Source organism: Terrabacter sp. 2YAF2, from assembly GCF_052114705.1.
Taxonomy (GTDB): domain Bacteria; phylum Actinomycetota; class Actinomycetes; order Actinomycetales; family Dermatophilaceae; genus Terrabacter.
In genome coordinates, this window is the sequence record NZ_JBFRFG010000018.1 from 25,348 (window position 1) to 39,760 (window position 14,413).

Below are 14,413 nucleotides of genomic sequence, written 5' to 3' on the forward strand. Positions count from 1 at the left end.
GAACAACCACCGGCCCGTCATGCGGGTCGAAACCGAGGAGAAGATCTGACATGACGGAGCTTTCGATCCGTCCGGAGGAGATCCGCGACGCACTGGACTCGTTCGTCCAGTCCTACGAGCCCGGCACGGCCTCCCGCGAAGAGGTCGGCCGCGTCACCGACGCCGGTGACGGCATCGCTCACGTCGAGGGTCTTCCCTCGGCCATGACCAACGAGCTGCTCCAGTTCGAGGACGGCACGCTCGGCCTCGCCCTGAACCTCGACGTCCACGAGATCGGCGTCGTCGTCCTCGGTGACTTCGCCGGCATCGAGGAGGGCCAGGTCGTCAAGCGCACGGGCGAGGTCCTCTCGGTCCCGGTCGGCGACGACTTCCTCGGTCGCGTCGTCGACCCGCTCGGCAACCCGATCGACGGTCTCGGCGAGATCAAGGCCGAGCAGCGTCGTGCCCTCGAGCTGCAGGCGCCCACGGTCGTCCAGCGCAAGTCGGTGCACGAGCCGCTGCAGACCGGCATCAAGTCCGTCGACGCCATGACGCCGATCGGGCGCGGCCAGCGCCAGCTCATCATCGGCGACCGACAGACCGGCAAGACGACGGTCGCGATCGACACGATCATCAACCAGAAGCGCAACTGGGAGTCCGGCGACCCCGACGCCCAGGTCCGCTGCATCTACGTCGCCATCGGCCAGAAGGGCTCGACCATCGCGTCGGTCCGCAGCACCCTGGCCGAGGCCGGCGCGCTGGAGTACACCACGATCGTCGCCTCGCCGGCCTCTGACTCGGCCGGCTTCAAGTACCTCGCGCCCTACACCGGCTCGGCCATCGGCCAGCACTGGATGTACCAGGGCAAGCACGTTCTCATCGTCTTCGACGACCTGAGCAAGCAGGCCGAGGCCTACCGTGCCGTGTCGCTGCTGCTGCGCCGTCCGCCGGGCCGCGAGGCCTACCCGGGCGACGTCTTCTACCTGCACTCGCGGCTCCTCGAGCGTTGCGCGAAGCTCTCCGACGACCTCGGCCACGGTTCCATGACGGGTCTGCCGATCATCGAGACCAAGGCGGGCGACGTCTCGGCGTACATCCCGACCAACGTCATCTCGATCACGGACGGCCAGATCTACCTCCAGGCCGACCTGTTCAACGCCAACGTGCGTCCGGCCATCGACGTGGGTGTCTCGGTCTCCCGAGTCGGCGGTGCGGCGCAGATCAAGGCGATGAAGTCGGTCGCCGGGCGTCTCAAGCTCGACCTCGCGCAGTTCCGCGCCATGGAGGCGTTCGCGATGTTCGCCTCCGACCTCGACCCCGCCTCGCGAGCCCAGCTCGCCCGTGGTGCGCGTCTCGTCGAGCTGCTCAAGCAGCCGCAGAGCTCGCCGTACCCCGTCGAGGAGCAGGTCGTCTCGATCTGGACCGGCACCACCGGCAAGCTCGACGACATCGCCGTCGAGGACGTCCGCAACTTCGAGCAGGAGCTGCTCGAGACGCTGCGTCGCGACGGCTCGATCCTCCAGACGATCCGAGAGACCCTCAAGCTCGACGAGGACACCGAGACGGCCCTGACGAAGGTCGTCGACGACGTCAAGTCGACCTTCCGCGGCACCGGTCGCGACGGCCTCGAGGCCGGCAACGAGGAGTTCGACGAGATCGCCGACGACCAGATCACCCAGGCAAAGATCGTCAAGCAGAAGTAAACGCTCGGGGGGCTGCGCCCCCCGAGTGCCCCCCGAATGCCCGCGTGGCTCGGAGGGTGCTCGGGGGCGTGGCTGCCCACACGGCATACGCGATGTCGTGACCCTGCAGGTAACCACAGACTTTCATCAGACCAAGAGAGGCGGAGCACATGGGAGCGCAGATGCGGATCTACCGCCAGCGCATCAAGTCCGTCAACTCCATCAAGAAGATCACCAACGCGATGGAGCTGATCGCCGCCGCACGCGTCGTCAAGGCTCGCCAGCGGGCGACCGAGGCGATGCCGTACACGACCGCACTGACGCGCGCCGTGTCCGCCGTGGCGACGAACACGAACGAGGACCACCCGTTGACGACGGCGAAGGAGACCGCGAAGCGGGCCGGCGTCGTCATCATCACGGCGGACCGCGGACTTGCCGGTGCCTACTCCGTCGCGGCGATCAAGGAGAGCGCGGAGCTCATCTCCAAGCTGACCGCCGAGGGCAAGGAGGTCGTGCCCTACCTCGTCGGTCGCAAGGCCGTGAGCTACTACAAGTTCCGCAAGCGCGACTACGCCGCCGAGTGGACCGGCTTCTCCGACGCACCGACGTTCGAGAACGCCAAGGAGATCGCCGACCGCATCACGGCCGACTTCCTCAAGGACACCGAGGAGGGTGGCAACGACGAGATCCACGTCGTCTTCACGCGCTTCCGCTCGATGGTCCGACAGGACCCGCACGTGCTGCGCCTGCTTCCCCTCGAGGTCGTCGAGGCCGACGAGGCCGGCGACGACGAGGGGCTCGACCTCAGCGTGCACCACTACGAAGAGGGCCAGATCCCGCCCGAGTACTCCTTCGAGCCGAACGCCTCCGAGGTGCTCGACCTGCTCCTGCCGAAGTACGTCCGCAACCGCATCTTCACCGCGCTGCTCAGCTCGGCGGCCTCCGAGCTCGCCGCCCGCCAGCGGGCGATGAAGTCAGCCACCGACAACGCGACCGAGCTCATCAAGAAGTACGAGCGCCTCGCGAACCAGGCACGTCAGGCCGGCATCACCCAAGAGATCAGCGAAATCGTGGGCGGCGCGAACGCCCTCGCCGACGCCAAGAAGTAACCCGCCCAGAAGGTAAGGAAGTCAACAACCATGACTGCAACCGTCAGTGACACCGGCTGGACGGCCCCGCCCGCGGGCGGCGTCGGCCGCGTCTCGCGGATCATCGGCCCGGTCGTCGACGTGGAGTTCCCCGTCGAGGCCATGCCCGAGCAGTACAACCTGCTCACGACCGAGGTGACCCTCGCCGGGGAGACCAAGCGCCTCAACCTCGAGGTCGCCCAGCACATCGGCGACAACATGGTGCGCGCCATCTCGCTCCAGCCGACCGACGGCCTCGTGCGGGGTTCGGCCGTGCAGGACACCGGTGGGCCGATCACCGTCCCCGTGGGCGACGTGACGCTCGGCAAGGTGTTCAACACCACCGGTGAGTGCATGAACCTCAAGGAGGGCGAGACCCTCGAGGTCAAGGAGCGCTGGGGCATCCACCGCAAGGCTCCGGCCTTCGACCAGCTCGAGTCCAAGACCACGATGTTCGAGACGGGTATCAAGGTCATCGACCTGATGACCCCGTACGTCCAGGGTGGCAAGATCGGCCTCTTCGGTGGTGCCGGTGTCGGCAAGACGGTGCTCATCCAGGAGATGATCGCCCGTGTCGCCCGTGACCACGGTGGTGTGTCGGTGTTCGCCGGCGTCGGTGAGCGCACCCGTGAGGGCAACGACCTCATGGTCGAGATGGAGGAGGCCGGCGTCCTCGGACAGACCGCCCTCGTGTTCGGCCAGATGGACGAGCCGCCGGGCACGCGTCTGCGTGTCGCGCTGTCGGCGCTGACGATGGCGGAGTACTTCCGCGACGTCCAGAAGCAGGACGTGCTCCTCTTCATCGACAACATCTTCCGCTTCACGCAGGCCGGCTCGGAGGTCTCGACCCTCCTCGGCCGTATGCCGTCCGCCGTGGGTTACCAGCCCACCCTGGCCGACGAGATGGGCACGCTCCAGGAGCGCATCACGTCGACCCGCGGTCACTCGATCACCTCGATGCAGGCGATCTACGTGCCGGCCGACGACTACACCGACCCGGCCCCGGCCACGACGTTCGCGCACCTCGACGCGACGACCGAGCTCTCGCGTGACATCGCGTCGATGGGCATCTACCCCGCCGTCGACCCACTGTCGTCGACCTCGCGAATCCTCGACCCGCGGTACGTCGCCCAGGATCACTACAGCACCGCGGTGCGGATCCGGTCGATCCTCCAGCGCAACAAGGAGCTGCAGGACATCATCGCGATCCTCGGTATCGACGAGCTCTCCGAAGAGGACAAGATCCTCGTCAACCGCGCCCGTCGCATCCAGCGCTTCCTGTCGCAGAACACCTACGTCGCCAAGCAGTTCACCGGCATCGAGGGCTCGACCGTGCCCCTGAAGGACACCATCGAGGCGTTCACGAAGATCGCTGACGGCGAGTACGACCACGTCGCCGAGCAGGCGTTCTTCATGTGCGGTGGCCTCGACGACGTCGAGCGCCAGTGGGCGGAGATCCAGAAGAACCTCTGAGGTCCGCACCGCTCTGCCGCCACTGTGACCGAGCAGACATGAGCCAGCGCCGGTGTCCCGAAAGGGATGCCGGCGCTGTCGTGTTGTAGGAGTTGACGAGTACCGTCGAGCAGCGAGGAGCCGCCGTCATGAACCAGCCCATCCAGCCCACCCAGCCGACCTCGGCACGTCATCGTGTCGTGGTGATCGGATCGGGCTTCGGGGGACTGTTCAGCACGCAGAAGTTGAAGGGGGCCGACGTGGACGTGACCCTGATCGCACGCACGACCCACCACCTCTTCCAGCCGTTGCTCTACCAGGTGGCGACCGGCATCCTCTCCGAGGGCGAGATCGCCCCGTCGACGCGCGAGGTGCTGCACCGTCAGCGCAACGCCAAGGTGCTGCTCGGCGACGTGACGCAGATCGACCTCGCGGCGCGCACGGTGACGCACAACGCCGTCGGGCGCGAGACCGTCACGCCCTACGACTCGCTCATCGTCGCCGCCGGCGCCGGCCAGTCCTGGTTCGGCCACGACGAGTTCGCGCGGCACGCCCCCGGCATGAAGTCGATCGACGACGCCCTCGAGCTGCGTGGCCGCATCTTCGGTTCGTTCGAGCTCGCCGAGCTCGCGTCCACCCAGGCCGAGATCGACCGGCTCATGACGTTCGTCGTCGTCGGCGCCGGCCCGACCGGCGTCGAGATGGCGGGTCAGATCTCCGAGCTGGCCCGGCGCACCCTCAAGCGAGACTTCCGGCGCATCGACCCCACGAAGGCGCGCATCATCCTGCTCGACGCCGCGCCGGCGGTGCTCGGCTCGTTCGGGGAGAAGCTCGGCGACCGGGCCGTCAAGCGGCTGACCGACATGGGGGTCGAGGTGCGCCTCGGCGCCAAGGTCGTCGACGTCGACTCCACCGGCATCGAGGTGGAGCGCGGTGACGGTGGGCGCGAGCGCATCGAGTCCGTCTGCAAGGTGTGGGCTGCAGGCGTCAGCGCCTCGCCGCTCGGTCGCCAGCTCGCCGACCAGACGGGCGCCCGGCTCGATCGGGCCGGTCGCATCGAGGTGCAGGACGACCTCACCCTCCCGGGCCACCCCGAGGTCCACGTCGTCGGCGACATGATGGCCCTGAAGGGACTGCCCGGCGTCGCGCAGGTCGCCATCCAGGGTGGGCGCTACGCCGCGGAGCAGATCGTGCGCGGGCTCGAGGGGCGAGAGCCGCAAGGGCCGTTCACGTACTTCGACAAGGGCTCGATGGCGACGATCTCGCGGTTCTCGGCCGTGGCGTCCGTGGGCAAGGCGCAGTTCAGCGGGTTCTTCGCCTGGATCCTCTGGCTGGCCGTCCACCTCGTCTACATCATCGGCTTCAAGCACCGCATCACGACGCTGTTGCACTGGGTCGTCACCTTCATCGGTCGAGGCCGCTCGGAGCGTGTGGTCACCGAGCAACAGGTGTTCGCCAGACAGGCGATCTCCGACCTCGGCTCGGACTTCAGCCCGGAGCTCCCGCGCCTCGCGAAGGACCGGCAGCGGGAGCAGCCGGGCGCGAGCGAGCCCACGGATGCGTCCACGATCGACTGACCGCAGCCGATAGCGACCCCCGGCTCCTGCCTGGGGAGCTGGCCGAGGGCATACGCCTCCCGCGCGTCAGGAGCACCGGCGCGGAGGCACTAAACTGCAGTACACACCCCATGATCCGGAGGAAACGTGAGTTCGCTCAAGGTTGAGATGGTTGCCGCCGACCGCAAGGTCTGGGAGGGCGAGGCCAAGTTCGTACGCGCTCGGTCCATCTCGGGCGAGCTGGGCATCCTGCCCGGCCACGCGCCGCTGCTCGGCGTCCTCGTCGAGGGTGAGGTCGCCATCGAGTCGCTCGAGGGCGAGCGTCGCACCGTGACGGTCGACGGCGGGTTCCTCTCGGTCGACTCCGACGTGGTGACGATCGTGGCCGAGCACGTCGACGCCTCGTCACTGCAAACGAACTGAGCTTCGCGTGCCGTCCGCTCTCGTCTCCACCGAGGTCGTGGTCGGCACGCTGGTGGTGGTCGCGGTGGTCGTCCTTGCGACGACCTTCCTCCGTCGTCGCTACATCGCCAAGGGCCTGCCCCTCACCTTGTGCGGCATGCGCCGGTCGCAGTCCGACCGCTGGCGCCTGGGGCTCATCAGGTTCGGCGACAACGCCCTCGAGTGGTACTCCCTCGGGGGCGTCTCCGTGCGTCCGAAGCACCGCTGGCTGCGCCAGCGCCTCCTGCTCGACGTCCCCGAGCTGCTGCGCGGCGGCGACTCGATCCCATTGCTGCCGGGCGCGAGTCGGGTGCCGTGCAGCGACGGCGACAGCGGCTTCGAGCTGGCGCTGCAGGGTCCTGCCTACACCGCGCTGCGGTCGTGGCAGGAGGCCTCGCCTCCCGGCTACAACGTCAACGTCGCCTGACGCCTGGAAGGGGCGCCCCGACGTCTCCAGATCGGGCGCGAGAGTCTGGCCGCCGTGTGCCGTATGCCGCTTCCGCCGGGTCAGTGTCGCTTGGCGCGCTCGGGCTTCTCGACCCTGCCGCCGCCGGGCTGCCACAGCACGTCGCCGCCGATGCGCTTGTTCGCGATGCGGGCCAGGATGAACAGCAGGTCGGACAGGCGGTTGAGGTACTTCGCCGTCAGCACGTTGACACCACCGACCCCGCGGGCATCGGTGCCCTCGGCGGCCGGTGCGGTGCCGTGCTGGTCGACGGCCGCCCACGCGGAGCGCTCGGCCCGCCGCACGATGGTCGTCGCGAGGTGCAGGTAGGCCGAGCCGGGCGTGCCGCCGGGCAGGATGAACGAGCGCAGCTTCTCGACCTGCTCGAGGTAGTGGTCGCAGTCCTTCTCGAGGTCGTCGATCCACGGCTGCTCGACGCGGAGCGGGGGGTAGTCGTAGCTGTGGCGCAACGGGGTCGACAGGTCGGCCCCGACGTCGAAGAGCTCGTTCTGCACCCGCTGCAGGGTGGCCGTCACCTCGTCCGGCAGGTCGCCGCAGGCCACTGCGATGCCGATGGCGGCGTTGGCCTCGTTGGAGTCGGCGTACGCGTGCAGCCGGGCGTCGTTCTTGCTGACCCGTGAGAAGTCGCCGAGGCTCGTCGTGCCGTCGTCGCCGGTGCGCGTGTAGATCCTCGTCAGGTTGACCATGGGCCCACTCTCTCACCCTCCCCGCGGAGTCCAGCGGCCGCCCGGGACCCCGCTAGGGTTCAGTGGGTGAGAGAGCGATTCCGCGTCGTCGGTGGCGCCAACCTCGTGGGCGAGGTGGCCGTGGTGGGCGCCAAGAACAGTGCCCTCAAGCTGATGGCCGTGGCCCTGCTGGCCGTCGGACGGACCACCTTGACGAACGTGCCGGCCATCGCCGACGTGACGATCATGGCGGAGCTCCTGCGGCGCCTCGGCGTGGACGTCGACTACGACGCCGCAGCCGGCACCGTGGTGCTCGACGTGCCCGAACGCGTCGGTCACCGCGCGGACTACGAGCTCGTGCGTGCGCTTCGCGCCTCCATCTCGGTGCTCGGGCCGCTCCTGGCGCGGATGGGGGAGGCCGATGTCGCCGTTCCGGGAGGGGATGCCATCGGCTCCCGCGGGCTCGACCTGCACGCGGCGGGTCTCGAGGCCCTCGGCGCCGAGGTGCACGTGACCCACGGTTACCTCGTCGCCACCGCGCCCCAGGGGCTGAAGGGCGCGGACATCCGCCTCGACTTCCCGAGCGTGGGTGCGACCGAGAACATCCTCACCGCGGCCGTGCTGGCGCGCGGCACGACGAGGATCGACAACGTCGCCAAGGAGCCCGAGATCGTCGACATCGCCGAGATGCTCGTGTCGATGGGGGCGTGCATCGAGGGAGCCGGCACGTCCCGCATCGTCGTCCACGGTGTCGAGGCGCTCGCTCCGACCGAGCACGCCGTCGTCTCAGACCGCATCGCGGCCGGCACCTGGGCCTTCGCCGCGGCGACGACCCGCGGCGACATCGAGGTGGTGGGCGGCGTGGCCGACCACCTGCGTGCACCTCTGGGGGCGCTCGAGCGCGCGGGCTGCCACGTCGAGGTCACCGAGCGCGGCTTCCGGATCTCGGCGCTCGAGCGCCGGCCGCGGGCCTTCGACGTCGCGACGCTGCCCTACCCGGGCTTCCCGACCGACCTGCAGCCCTTCGCCCTGTCCTACAACGCCGTCGCCGACGGGTCGGCCATGATCACGGAGAACCTGTTCGAGGCGCGTTTCCGCACCGTCCAGGAGCTCGCGCGACTCGGGGCCGACACCCAGGTCGACGGCCACCACGTCATGACGCACGGCGTGCCGATCCTGTCCGGGGCTCCGGTCGAGAGCAGTGACATCCGCTCCGGGGCGGCGCTCGTGATCGCGGGCCTCGTGGCCGAGGGCGACACCCTCGTCAGCGGCGTGCACCACATCGATCGCGGCTACCCGCGCTTCGAGGAGGCGCTGCGCACCCTTGGCGCCGAGGTCGTGCGCGAGCCCGACGACGAGTTCCGCCTCCACTAGTCGGCCTCGGCATCCCGAGAGCCGGCGGGGCTGGCGTGTCCGCTTTGTCGGGAGTGGTGGGACGCCTGCGCGTCGACGTCACGATGTTCGTTTCCCGGACGTATTTTCTTGACCAGTTCTTGACTCCGAAGAGCAACGTTTTCGTCGGCTGAGGCGTCATCATTGGTGACGGCACAGCGTTGAGAGGGGTCCAGATGACGCTGAACACCCACCGTAGGGGTCCGGTCCGAGTGCTCGACGCGCCTGACGGCCACGATGTCATCATCGAGGGGCGTCTCGACGTCCACACGGTGCCAGACATCCGCGACGCGATCCACGCCGTCATCAACCAGGGTCCGGGCGAGCTGCGTCTGCATCTCGGCGGCGCCGAGATCGGCGACGCGACGGGGCTCGGGGTCATCGTGCACCTCCATCGGCGGGCCACGAGAGCCGAGCGTCGGCTGCTGCTCGTCGACGCGAGCGACCGCACGACGCGCCTGCTGCGCGGGTGCCGTCTCGAGCGCATCCTCGCCCCGCGCCACCCGGCGTCGGCGGGCGAGACTGTGGCGCCTCTCACCGCCTGAGCGCCTGCCCACGGCGAGACGCCGCCGCTACCGTCGAGCCATGTCTTCGACGGAGAGCACACAGTCCCCGCCTGCCCGGGTGACGCCCGACCGTCCCTGGGTCATGCGCACGTATGCCGGCCACTCGAGCGCCGCTGCGAGCAACGCGCTCTACCGCCGCAACCTCGCGAAGGGCCAGACGGGCCTGTCGGTCGCCTTCGACCTGCCGACCCAGACCGGCTACGACCCGGACCACGTGCTCTCCCGGGGCGAGGTGGGCAAGGTCGGCGTGCCGATCAGCCACATCGGCGACATGGCAGCACTCTTCGCGGACATCCCGCTGCGCGAGATGAACACCTCGATGACGATCAACGCGACGGCCATGTGGCTCCTGGCGCTCTACCAGGTCGCCGCAGAGCGCCAGGCCGAGGCCGCCGGGGAGGACCCGGCCGAGTGGGTGCACGCCCTGGCCGGGACGACGCAGAACGACATCATCAAGGAGTACCTCTCGCGCGGGACGTACGTCTTCCCGCCAGCTCCCTCCCTGCGCCTCATCACCGACATGGTCGCCTACACGGTGCGCGAGATCCCGAAGTGGAACCCGATCAACATCTGCAGCTACCACCTGCAGGAGGCCGGGGCCACGCCGGTGCAGGAGATCGCCTACGCCATGTCCACGGCGGTCGCGGTCCTCGACGCTGTGCGCGACTCGGGGCAGGTGCCACCGGAGGAGTTCCCGAGCGTGGTGGCCCGGATCTCCTTCTTCGTCAACGCCGGCGTCCGGTTCGTCGAGGAGATGTGCAAGATGCGCGCCTTCGTCGAGCTCTGGGACGAGCTGACCCGTGAGCGCTATGGCGTGACCGAGGCCAAGGCGCGGCGCTTCCGCTACGGCGTCCAGGTCAACAGCCTGGGCCTGACCGAGGCCCAGCCCGAGAACAACGTCCAGCGCATCGTCCTCGAGATGCTCGGGGTGACGCTCTCGAAGGACGCGCGGGCGCGGGCCATCCAGCTGCCCGCCTGGAACGAGGCGCTCGGCCTGCCCAGGCCGTGGGACCAGCAGTGGAGCCTGCGCATGCAGCAGGTGCTCGCCTACGAGTCCGACCTGCTCGAGTACGACGACCTCTTCTCGGGGTCGGTCGTCGTCGAGGGCAAGGTCGCCGAGCTCGTCGCGGGTGCCAAGGTCGAGATGGCGCGCGTCGAGGAGATGGGCGGTGCGGTCGCCGCCGTCGAGTCCGGCTACATGAAGTCCGCGCTCGTGGCCTCGCACGCCGAGCGTCGTCGCCGGATCGAGGCGGGCGAGGCCGTCGTCGTCGGTCTCAACAAGTTCGAGACGACCGAGCCCAACCCGCTGACCGCCGACCTCGACACGGCCATCCAGACGGTAGACGCCGACGTGGAGCGGCAGGCGTCCGAGGCCGTACGCCGGTGGCGTGAGACGCGCGACGCCGACCCCGAGCGCCGGGCGCGGGCGTCGGCCGCGATGACGCGGCTGCGCGCCGACGCCGCCTCCGAGGCCAACCTCATGGTGGCCTCGCTCGAGTGCGCCCGCGCCGACGTCACGACGGGGGAGTGGGCCGCGGCCCTGCGCGAGCAGTTCGGCGAGTACCGCGCACCCACCGGCGTCTCCGGCTCGGTGGGCGTCGGTTCGAGCGAGCCGGGCGACGCCCTCTCCCACGTCCGTGAGCTCGTCGCACGCACCGGGGAGGAGCTGGGGGAGAAGCTGCGCATCCTCGTCGGCAAGCCCGGGCTCGACGGCCACAGCAACGGCGCCGAGCAGGTGGCCGTGCGCGCCCGCGACGCCGGTTTCGAGGTGGTCTACCAGGGCATCCGTCTGACGCCCGAGCAGATCGTCGCGGCCGCGGTGGCCGAGGACGTCCACCTCGTCGGGATCTCGATCCTCAGCGGCTCGCACATGGAGCTCGTGCCCGAGGTGCTCCGCGGCCTGCGCGAGGCGGGCGCCGATGACGTCCCCGTCATCGTCGGCGGCATCATCCCCGAGTCTGACGCCACGGCGCTGCGGGCGGCCGGGGTCGCGATGGTCTTCACGCCCAAGGACTTCGGCCTCAACGACATCATGGGCGAGCTGGTCGGTGTGATCCGCACCGCGCGTGGTCTCGCGCCGCTCGAGCCCGCGCCCGCCTGAGCAGGCGTAGCGTCGCAGGTATGAGCGACCTGCAGTGCGCCGCGCGCCTCGTCGTCGTCAACCCGCCGGGCCTCACGGACGTCGCGTGGCTCGCGTCGGCCGTCCACCTCGAGAAGATCCAGGCGGTGTATGCCGCCGACGACGTCCCCGACACGGGCCCCGTCGAGTCGCTCGCCGACGACCTCGGGGTCCCCTCCCACCTCGGTCACGGTGACCTGCACGACGGCTCTCCGGGGCTCGAGGAGCTCGTCGACCGGCACCGGGGCGAGACGGTCGTCGTCGTGCGCGGTGGCGACGACACCGACCCCGTCCTGCTGCTCGTCGACGCGGACGGCACCACCCGGCAGCCGATCGAGGGCCTGTCCTGACGCGTCACCCGGTCGTGGCCGCCCGCGCCGGGCACACGGCATACGCCCGTGACGGGCTCAGAAGAGGCGTGACTCCGCGTCGTCGATGCCCTTGAGAGCGTCGTAGTCGAGGACGACGCAGCGGATGCCGCGGTCCTCGGCGAGGGTGCGCGCCTGCGGCTTGATCTGCTGTGCGGCGAAGACGCCGGTCACGGGCGCGAGGTGCGGGTCGCGGTTCATCAGCTCGAGGTAGCGGGTCAGCTGCTCGACGCCGTCGATCTCTCCGCGGCGCTTGATCTCGACCGCGACGCTGGTGCCGCCTGAGTCCTTGGCGAGGATGTCGACCGGGCCGATGGCGGTCATGTACTCGCGCCGGACGAGCGACCAGCCGTGGCCGAGCGTGTGGATGTGCTCGGCGAGGAGCTTCTGCAGGTGCGCCTCGACGCCGTCCTTGACGAGGCCGGGGTCGATGCCCAGCTCGTGCGCCGAGTCGTGGAGCACCTCGTGGATGTGCACGGTCAGGCGGTCCTCGCTCTTGGCGTGCTGGACGCGCCAGACGGCGACGACCCCCTCGGCGGCCTGGCCGTCGTCGGGTTCGGCCTCGGCCATGGTGCAGGGCGGCGACATCCAGTTGAGCGGCTTGTAGGAGCCGCCGTCACTGTGGACGAGCACCGAGCCGTCGGCCTTGACGACGAGCAGGCGGGTCGCGAGCGGGAGGTGGGCCGTGAGGCGCCCGTCGTAGTCGACGCTGCACCGGGCTATGACGAGACGCACCGGTCCACCCTAGAGGAGGTCGCGTGGGGAGCGTCACGCCCCGGGCGGGTGTGGGCGGCGCACACCCTCTGCGAGACTTTCGCCCATGGCTCGAGAGTTCACCAAGGTCGGCGTCATCGGACTCGGCACCATGGGTGCCGGCATCGTCGAGGTCTTCGCGCGCAACGGCATCGACGTCGTCGCGGTCGAGGTCAGCGACGAGGCGGTAGAGAAGGGCCGGGGCGTGCTCCAGCACTCGACCGACCGCGCCGTCTCCCGCGGCAAGCTGGGCGCCGAGGACCAGGCGGGCCTCCACGCCCGGGTGCAGTTCACGAGCGACATGGCCGACCTCAAGGAGTGCCAGCTCGTCGTCGAGGCCGTGCCCGAGCACCTCGACCTCAAGAAGGACATCTTCGCCAAGCTGGACGCGATCGTCTCCGACGACGCGATCCTCGCGACCAACACGAGCTCGCTGCCGGTCACCGAGATCGCGGTCGCGACGATCAACCCCAAGCGCGTCGTCGGCATGCACTTCTTCAACCCCGCTCCCGTGCTCCAGTTCGTCGAGGTCATCAAGACCGTCATCACCAGCGACGAGATCTTCGAGGAGGTCAAGGCGCTCGCCGAGCGGCTCGGCAAGAAGCCCGTCATCGTCGGCGACAAGGCCGGCTTCATCGCCAACGCCCTGCTCTTCGGCTACCTCAACCACGCCGTCGCGATGTTCGAGAGCAAGTACGCGACGCGCGAGGACATCGACGCCGCGATGAAGCTCGGCTGCGGCTACCCCATGGGCCCGCTCGCGCTGATGGACCTCATCGGGCTCGACACGGCCTACGAGATCCTCGACACGATGTACAAGCAGGGCCGCGACCGGCTGCACGCGCCGAGCCCGATCATCAAGCAGATGGTCAGTGCCGGCCTGAGGGGCCGCAAGAGCGGTCGCGGCTTCTACACGTATGCCGCGCCGGGCAGCTCGGCGGTCGTCGACGACGCGCTGACCCCTCGGGCGCAGGACGGCGCCCACGTGGCGACGCGTCCGATCCGCACGGTGGGCGTGGTCGGATCGGGCACGATGGCGACCGGGATGGTCGAGGTCTTCGCCAAGGCGGGCCTCGACGTGACCTTCGTGGCGCGCAGCGAAGCCAAGGTCGAGGCCGTGCGCACCGCCCTCGCCAAGAGCCTCGAGAAGGCGGTCCAGCGCGGCAAGGCCACCGAGGAGGAGCGCGACGCGGCGCTCGCCCGGGTGCGCGGCACGACGCGCCTCGAGGACCTCGCTCAGATCGACCTCGTCGTCGAGGCCGTCGTCGAGGACCTGAAGGTCAAGCGCGCCCTCTTCGAGAACCTCGACGAGATCTGCCGCCCCGGGGCCATCCTCGCGACGACGACGAGCTCGCTGCCCGTCGTCGAGTGCGCGGCCGCGACGAAGCGCCCGCAGGACGTCATCGGCATGCACTTCTTCAACCCGGCCCAGGTGATGAAGCTCGTCGAGGTCGTGCACACGGTCTCGACGGCGGACGACGTGGTGGCCACCGTGCGAGCCCTGTGCGAGACGGTCGGCAAGCACCCCGTGACGTGCGGCGACCGCGCCGGCTTCATCGTCAACGCCCTGCTCTTCCCCTACCTCAACGACGCCGTCAAGATGCTCGAGGCCAACTACTCGACGGCCGACGACATCGACACCGCGATGAAGACCGGCTGCGGCCTGCCGATGGGCCCCTTCGAGCTGCTCGACGTCGTCGGTCTCGACGTGTCACTCGCCATCGAGCGCGAGCTCTACCTCGAGTTCCGCGAGCGCGGCTACGCGCCCGCCCCGCTGCTCGAGCACCTCGTCACGGCCGGCTACCTCGGGCGCAAGACGGGGCGCGGCTTCCGCACCTACGCCTGAC

At 69.5% G+C, this 14,413-nt stretch carries 13 protein-coding genes; 11 read left to right on the top strand and 2 right to left on the bottom strand.

Annotated elements, in window-relative coordinates:
- Positions 1–50: 50 nt before the first annotated feature.
- From atpA to AB4030_RS17620, 6 genes are all read left to right on the top strand, one after another.
- Complete coding sequence (gene atpA, locus AB4030_RS17595) at positions 51–1,682, top strand: F0F1 ATP synthase subunit alpha (RefSeq protein WP_442280502.1); 1,632 nt, start codon at positions 51–53, stop codon at positions 1,680–1,682.
- Positions 1,683–1,831: 149 nt separating this feature from the next.
- Positions 1,832–2,770 carry a F0F1 ATP synthase subunit gamma gene (locus tag AB4030_RS17600; RefSeq protein ID WP_442280503.1) on the top strand — a complete coding sequence of 313 codons (939 nt, stop codon included), beginning with the start codon at positions 1,832–1,834 and terminating at the stop codon, positions 2,768–2,770.
- 30 nt (positions 2,771–2,800) lie between these two features.
- Positions 2,801–4,261 carry a F0F1 ATP synthase subunit beta gene (gene atpD, locus AB4030_RS17605; protein WP_442280504.1) on the top strand — a complete coding sequence of 487 codons (1,461 nt, stop codon included), beginning with the start codon at positions 2,801–2,803 and terminating at the stop codon, positions 4,259–4,261.
- 128 nt (positions 4,262–4,389) lie between these two features.
- Complete coding sequence (locus AB4030_RS17610) at positions 4,390–5,817, top strand: NAD(P)/FAD-dependent oxidoreductase (protein WP_442280505.1); 1,428 nt, start codon at positions 4,390–4,392, stop codon at positions 5,815–5,817.
- Positions 5,818–5,943: 126 nt separating this feature from the next.
- Positions 5,944–6,219, top strand: coding sequence for a F0F1 ATP synthase subunit epsilon (locus AB4030_RS17615; protein WP_344255666.1), 276 nt, complete (start codon positions 5,944–5,946; stop codon positions 6,217–6,219).
- A 7-nt stretch (positions 6,220–6,226) separates the two neighbouring features.
- Complete coding sequence (locus AB4030_RS17620) at positions 6,227–6,664, top strand: DUF2550 family protein (protein ID WP_442280506.1); 438 nt, start codon at positions 6,227–6,229, stop codon at positions 6,662–6,664.
- 80 nt (positions 6,665–6,744) lie between these two features.
- Here the strand turns inward: AB4030_RS17620 and AB4030_RS17625 are convergent, their stop codons facing one another.
- Positions 6,745–7,389, bottom strand: coding sequence for a cob(I)yrinic acid a,c-diamide adenosyltransferase (locus AB4030_RS17625; protein WP_442280507.1), 645 nt, complete (start codon positions 7,387–7,389; stop codon positions 6,745–6,747).
- A 66-nt stretch (positions 7,390–7,455) separates the two neighbouring features.
- On the opposite strand from AB4030_RS17625, the gene murA reads away from it, so the two are divergent.
- The 4 genes from murA to AB4030_RS17645 all read left to right on the top strand — a co-directional run bounded on the left by murA (position 7,456) and on the right by AB4030_RS17645 (position 11,795).
- Positions 7,456–8,742: a UDP-N-acetylglucosamine 1-carboxyvinyltransferase gene (murA, locus tag AB4030_RS17630; RefSeq protein ID WP_442280508.1), complete on the top strand. Its 1,287-nt coding sequence runs from the start codon at positions 7,456–7,458 to the stop codon at positions 8,740–8,742.
- A 194-nt stretch (positions 8,743–8,936) separates the two neighbouring features.
- Complete coding sequence (locus tag AB4030_RS17635) at positions 8,937–9,305, top strand: STAS domain-containing protein (RefSeq protein ID WP_442280509.1); 369 nt, start codon at positions 8,937–8,939, stop codon at positions 9,303–9,305.
- 103 nt (positions 9,306–9,408) lie between these two features.
- Entirely contained in the window at positions 9,409–11,427 is a 2,019-nt protein-coding gene (locus tag AB4030_RS17640; RefSeq protein WP_442280558.1) for a protein meaA, read from the top strand.
- 20 nt (positions 11,428–11,447) lie between these two features.
- Positions 11,448–11,795: a hypothetical protein gene (locus tag AB4030_RS17645; RefSeq protein ID WP_442280510.1), complete on the top strand. Its 348-nt coding sequence runs from the start codon at positions 11,448–11,450 to the stop codon at positions 11,793–11,795.
- A 57-nt stretch (positions 11,796–11,852) separates the two neighbouring features.
- On the opposite strand, the gene nucS is transcribed toward AB4030_RS17645, so the two are convergent.
- Positions 11,853–12,548: an endonuclease NucS gene (gene nucS, locus AB4030_RS17650; protein ID WP_442280511.1), complete on the bottom strand. Its 696-nt coding sequence runs from the start codon at positions 12,546–12,548 to the stop codon at positions 11,853–11,855.
- An 85-nt stretch (positions 12,549–12,633) separates the two neighbouring features.
- Here nucS and AB4030_RS17655 point away from each other — a divergent pair, with 85 nt between their 5' ends.
- Positions 12,634–14,412, top strand: coding sequence for a 3-hydroxyacyl-CoA dehydrogenase family protein (locus AB4030_RS17655; protein ID WP_442280512.1), 1,779 nt, complete (start codon positions 12,634–12,636; stop codon positions 14,410–14,412).
- Position 14,413: the final 1 nt, after the last annotated feature.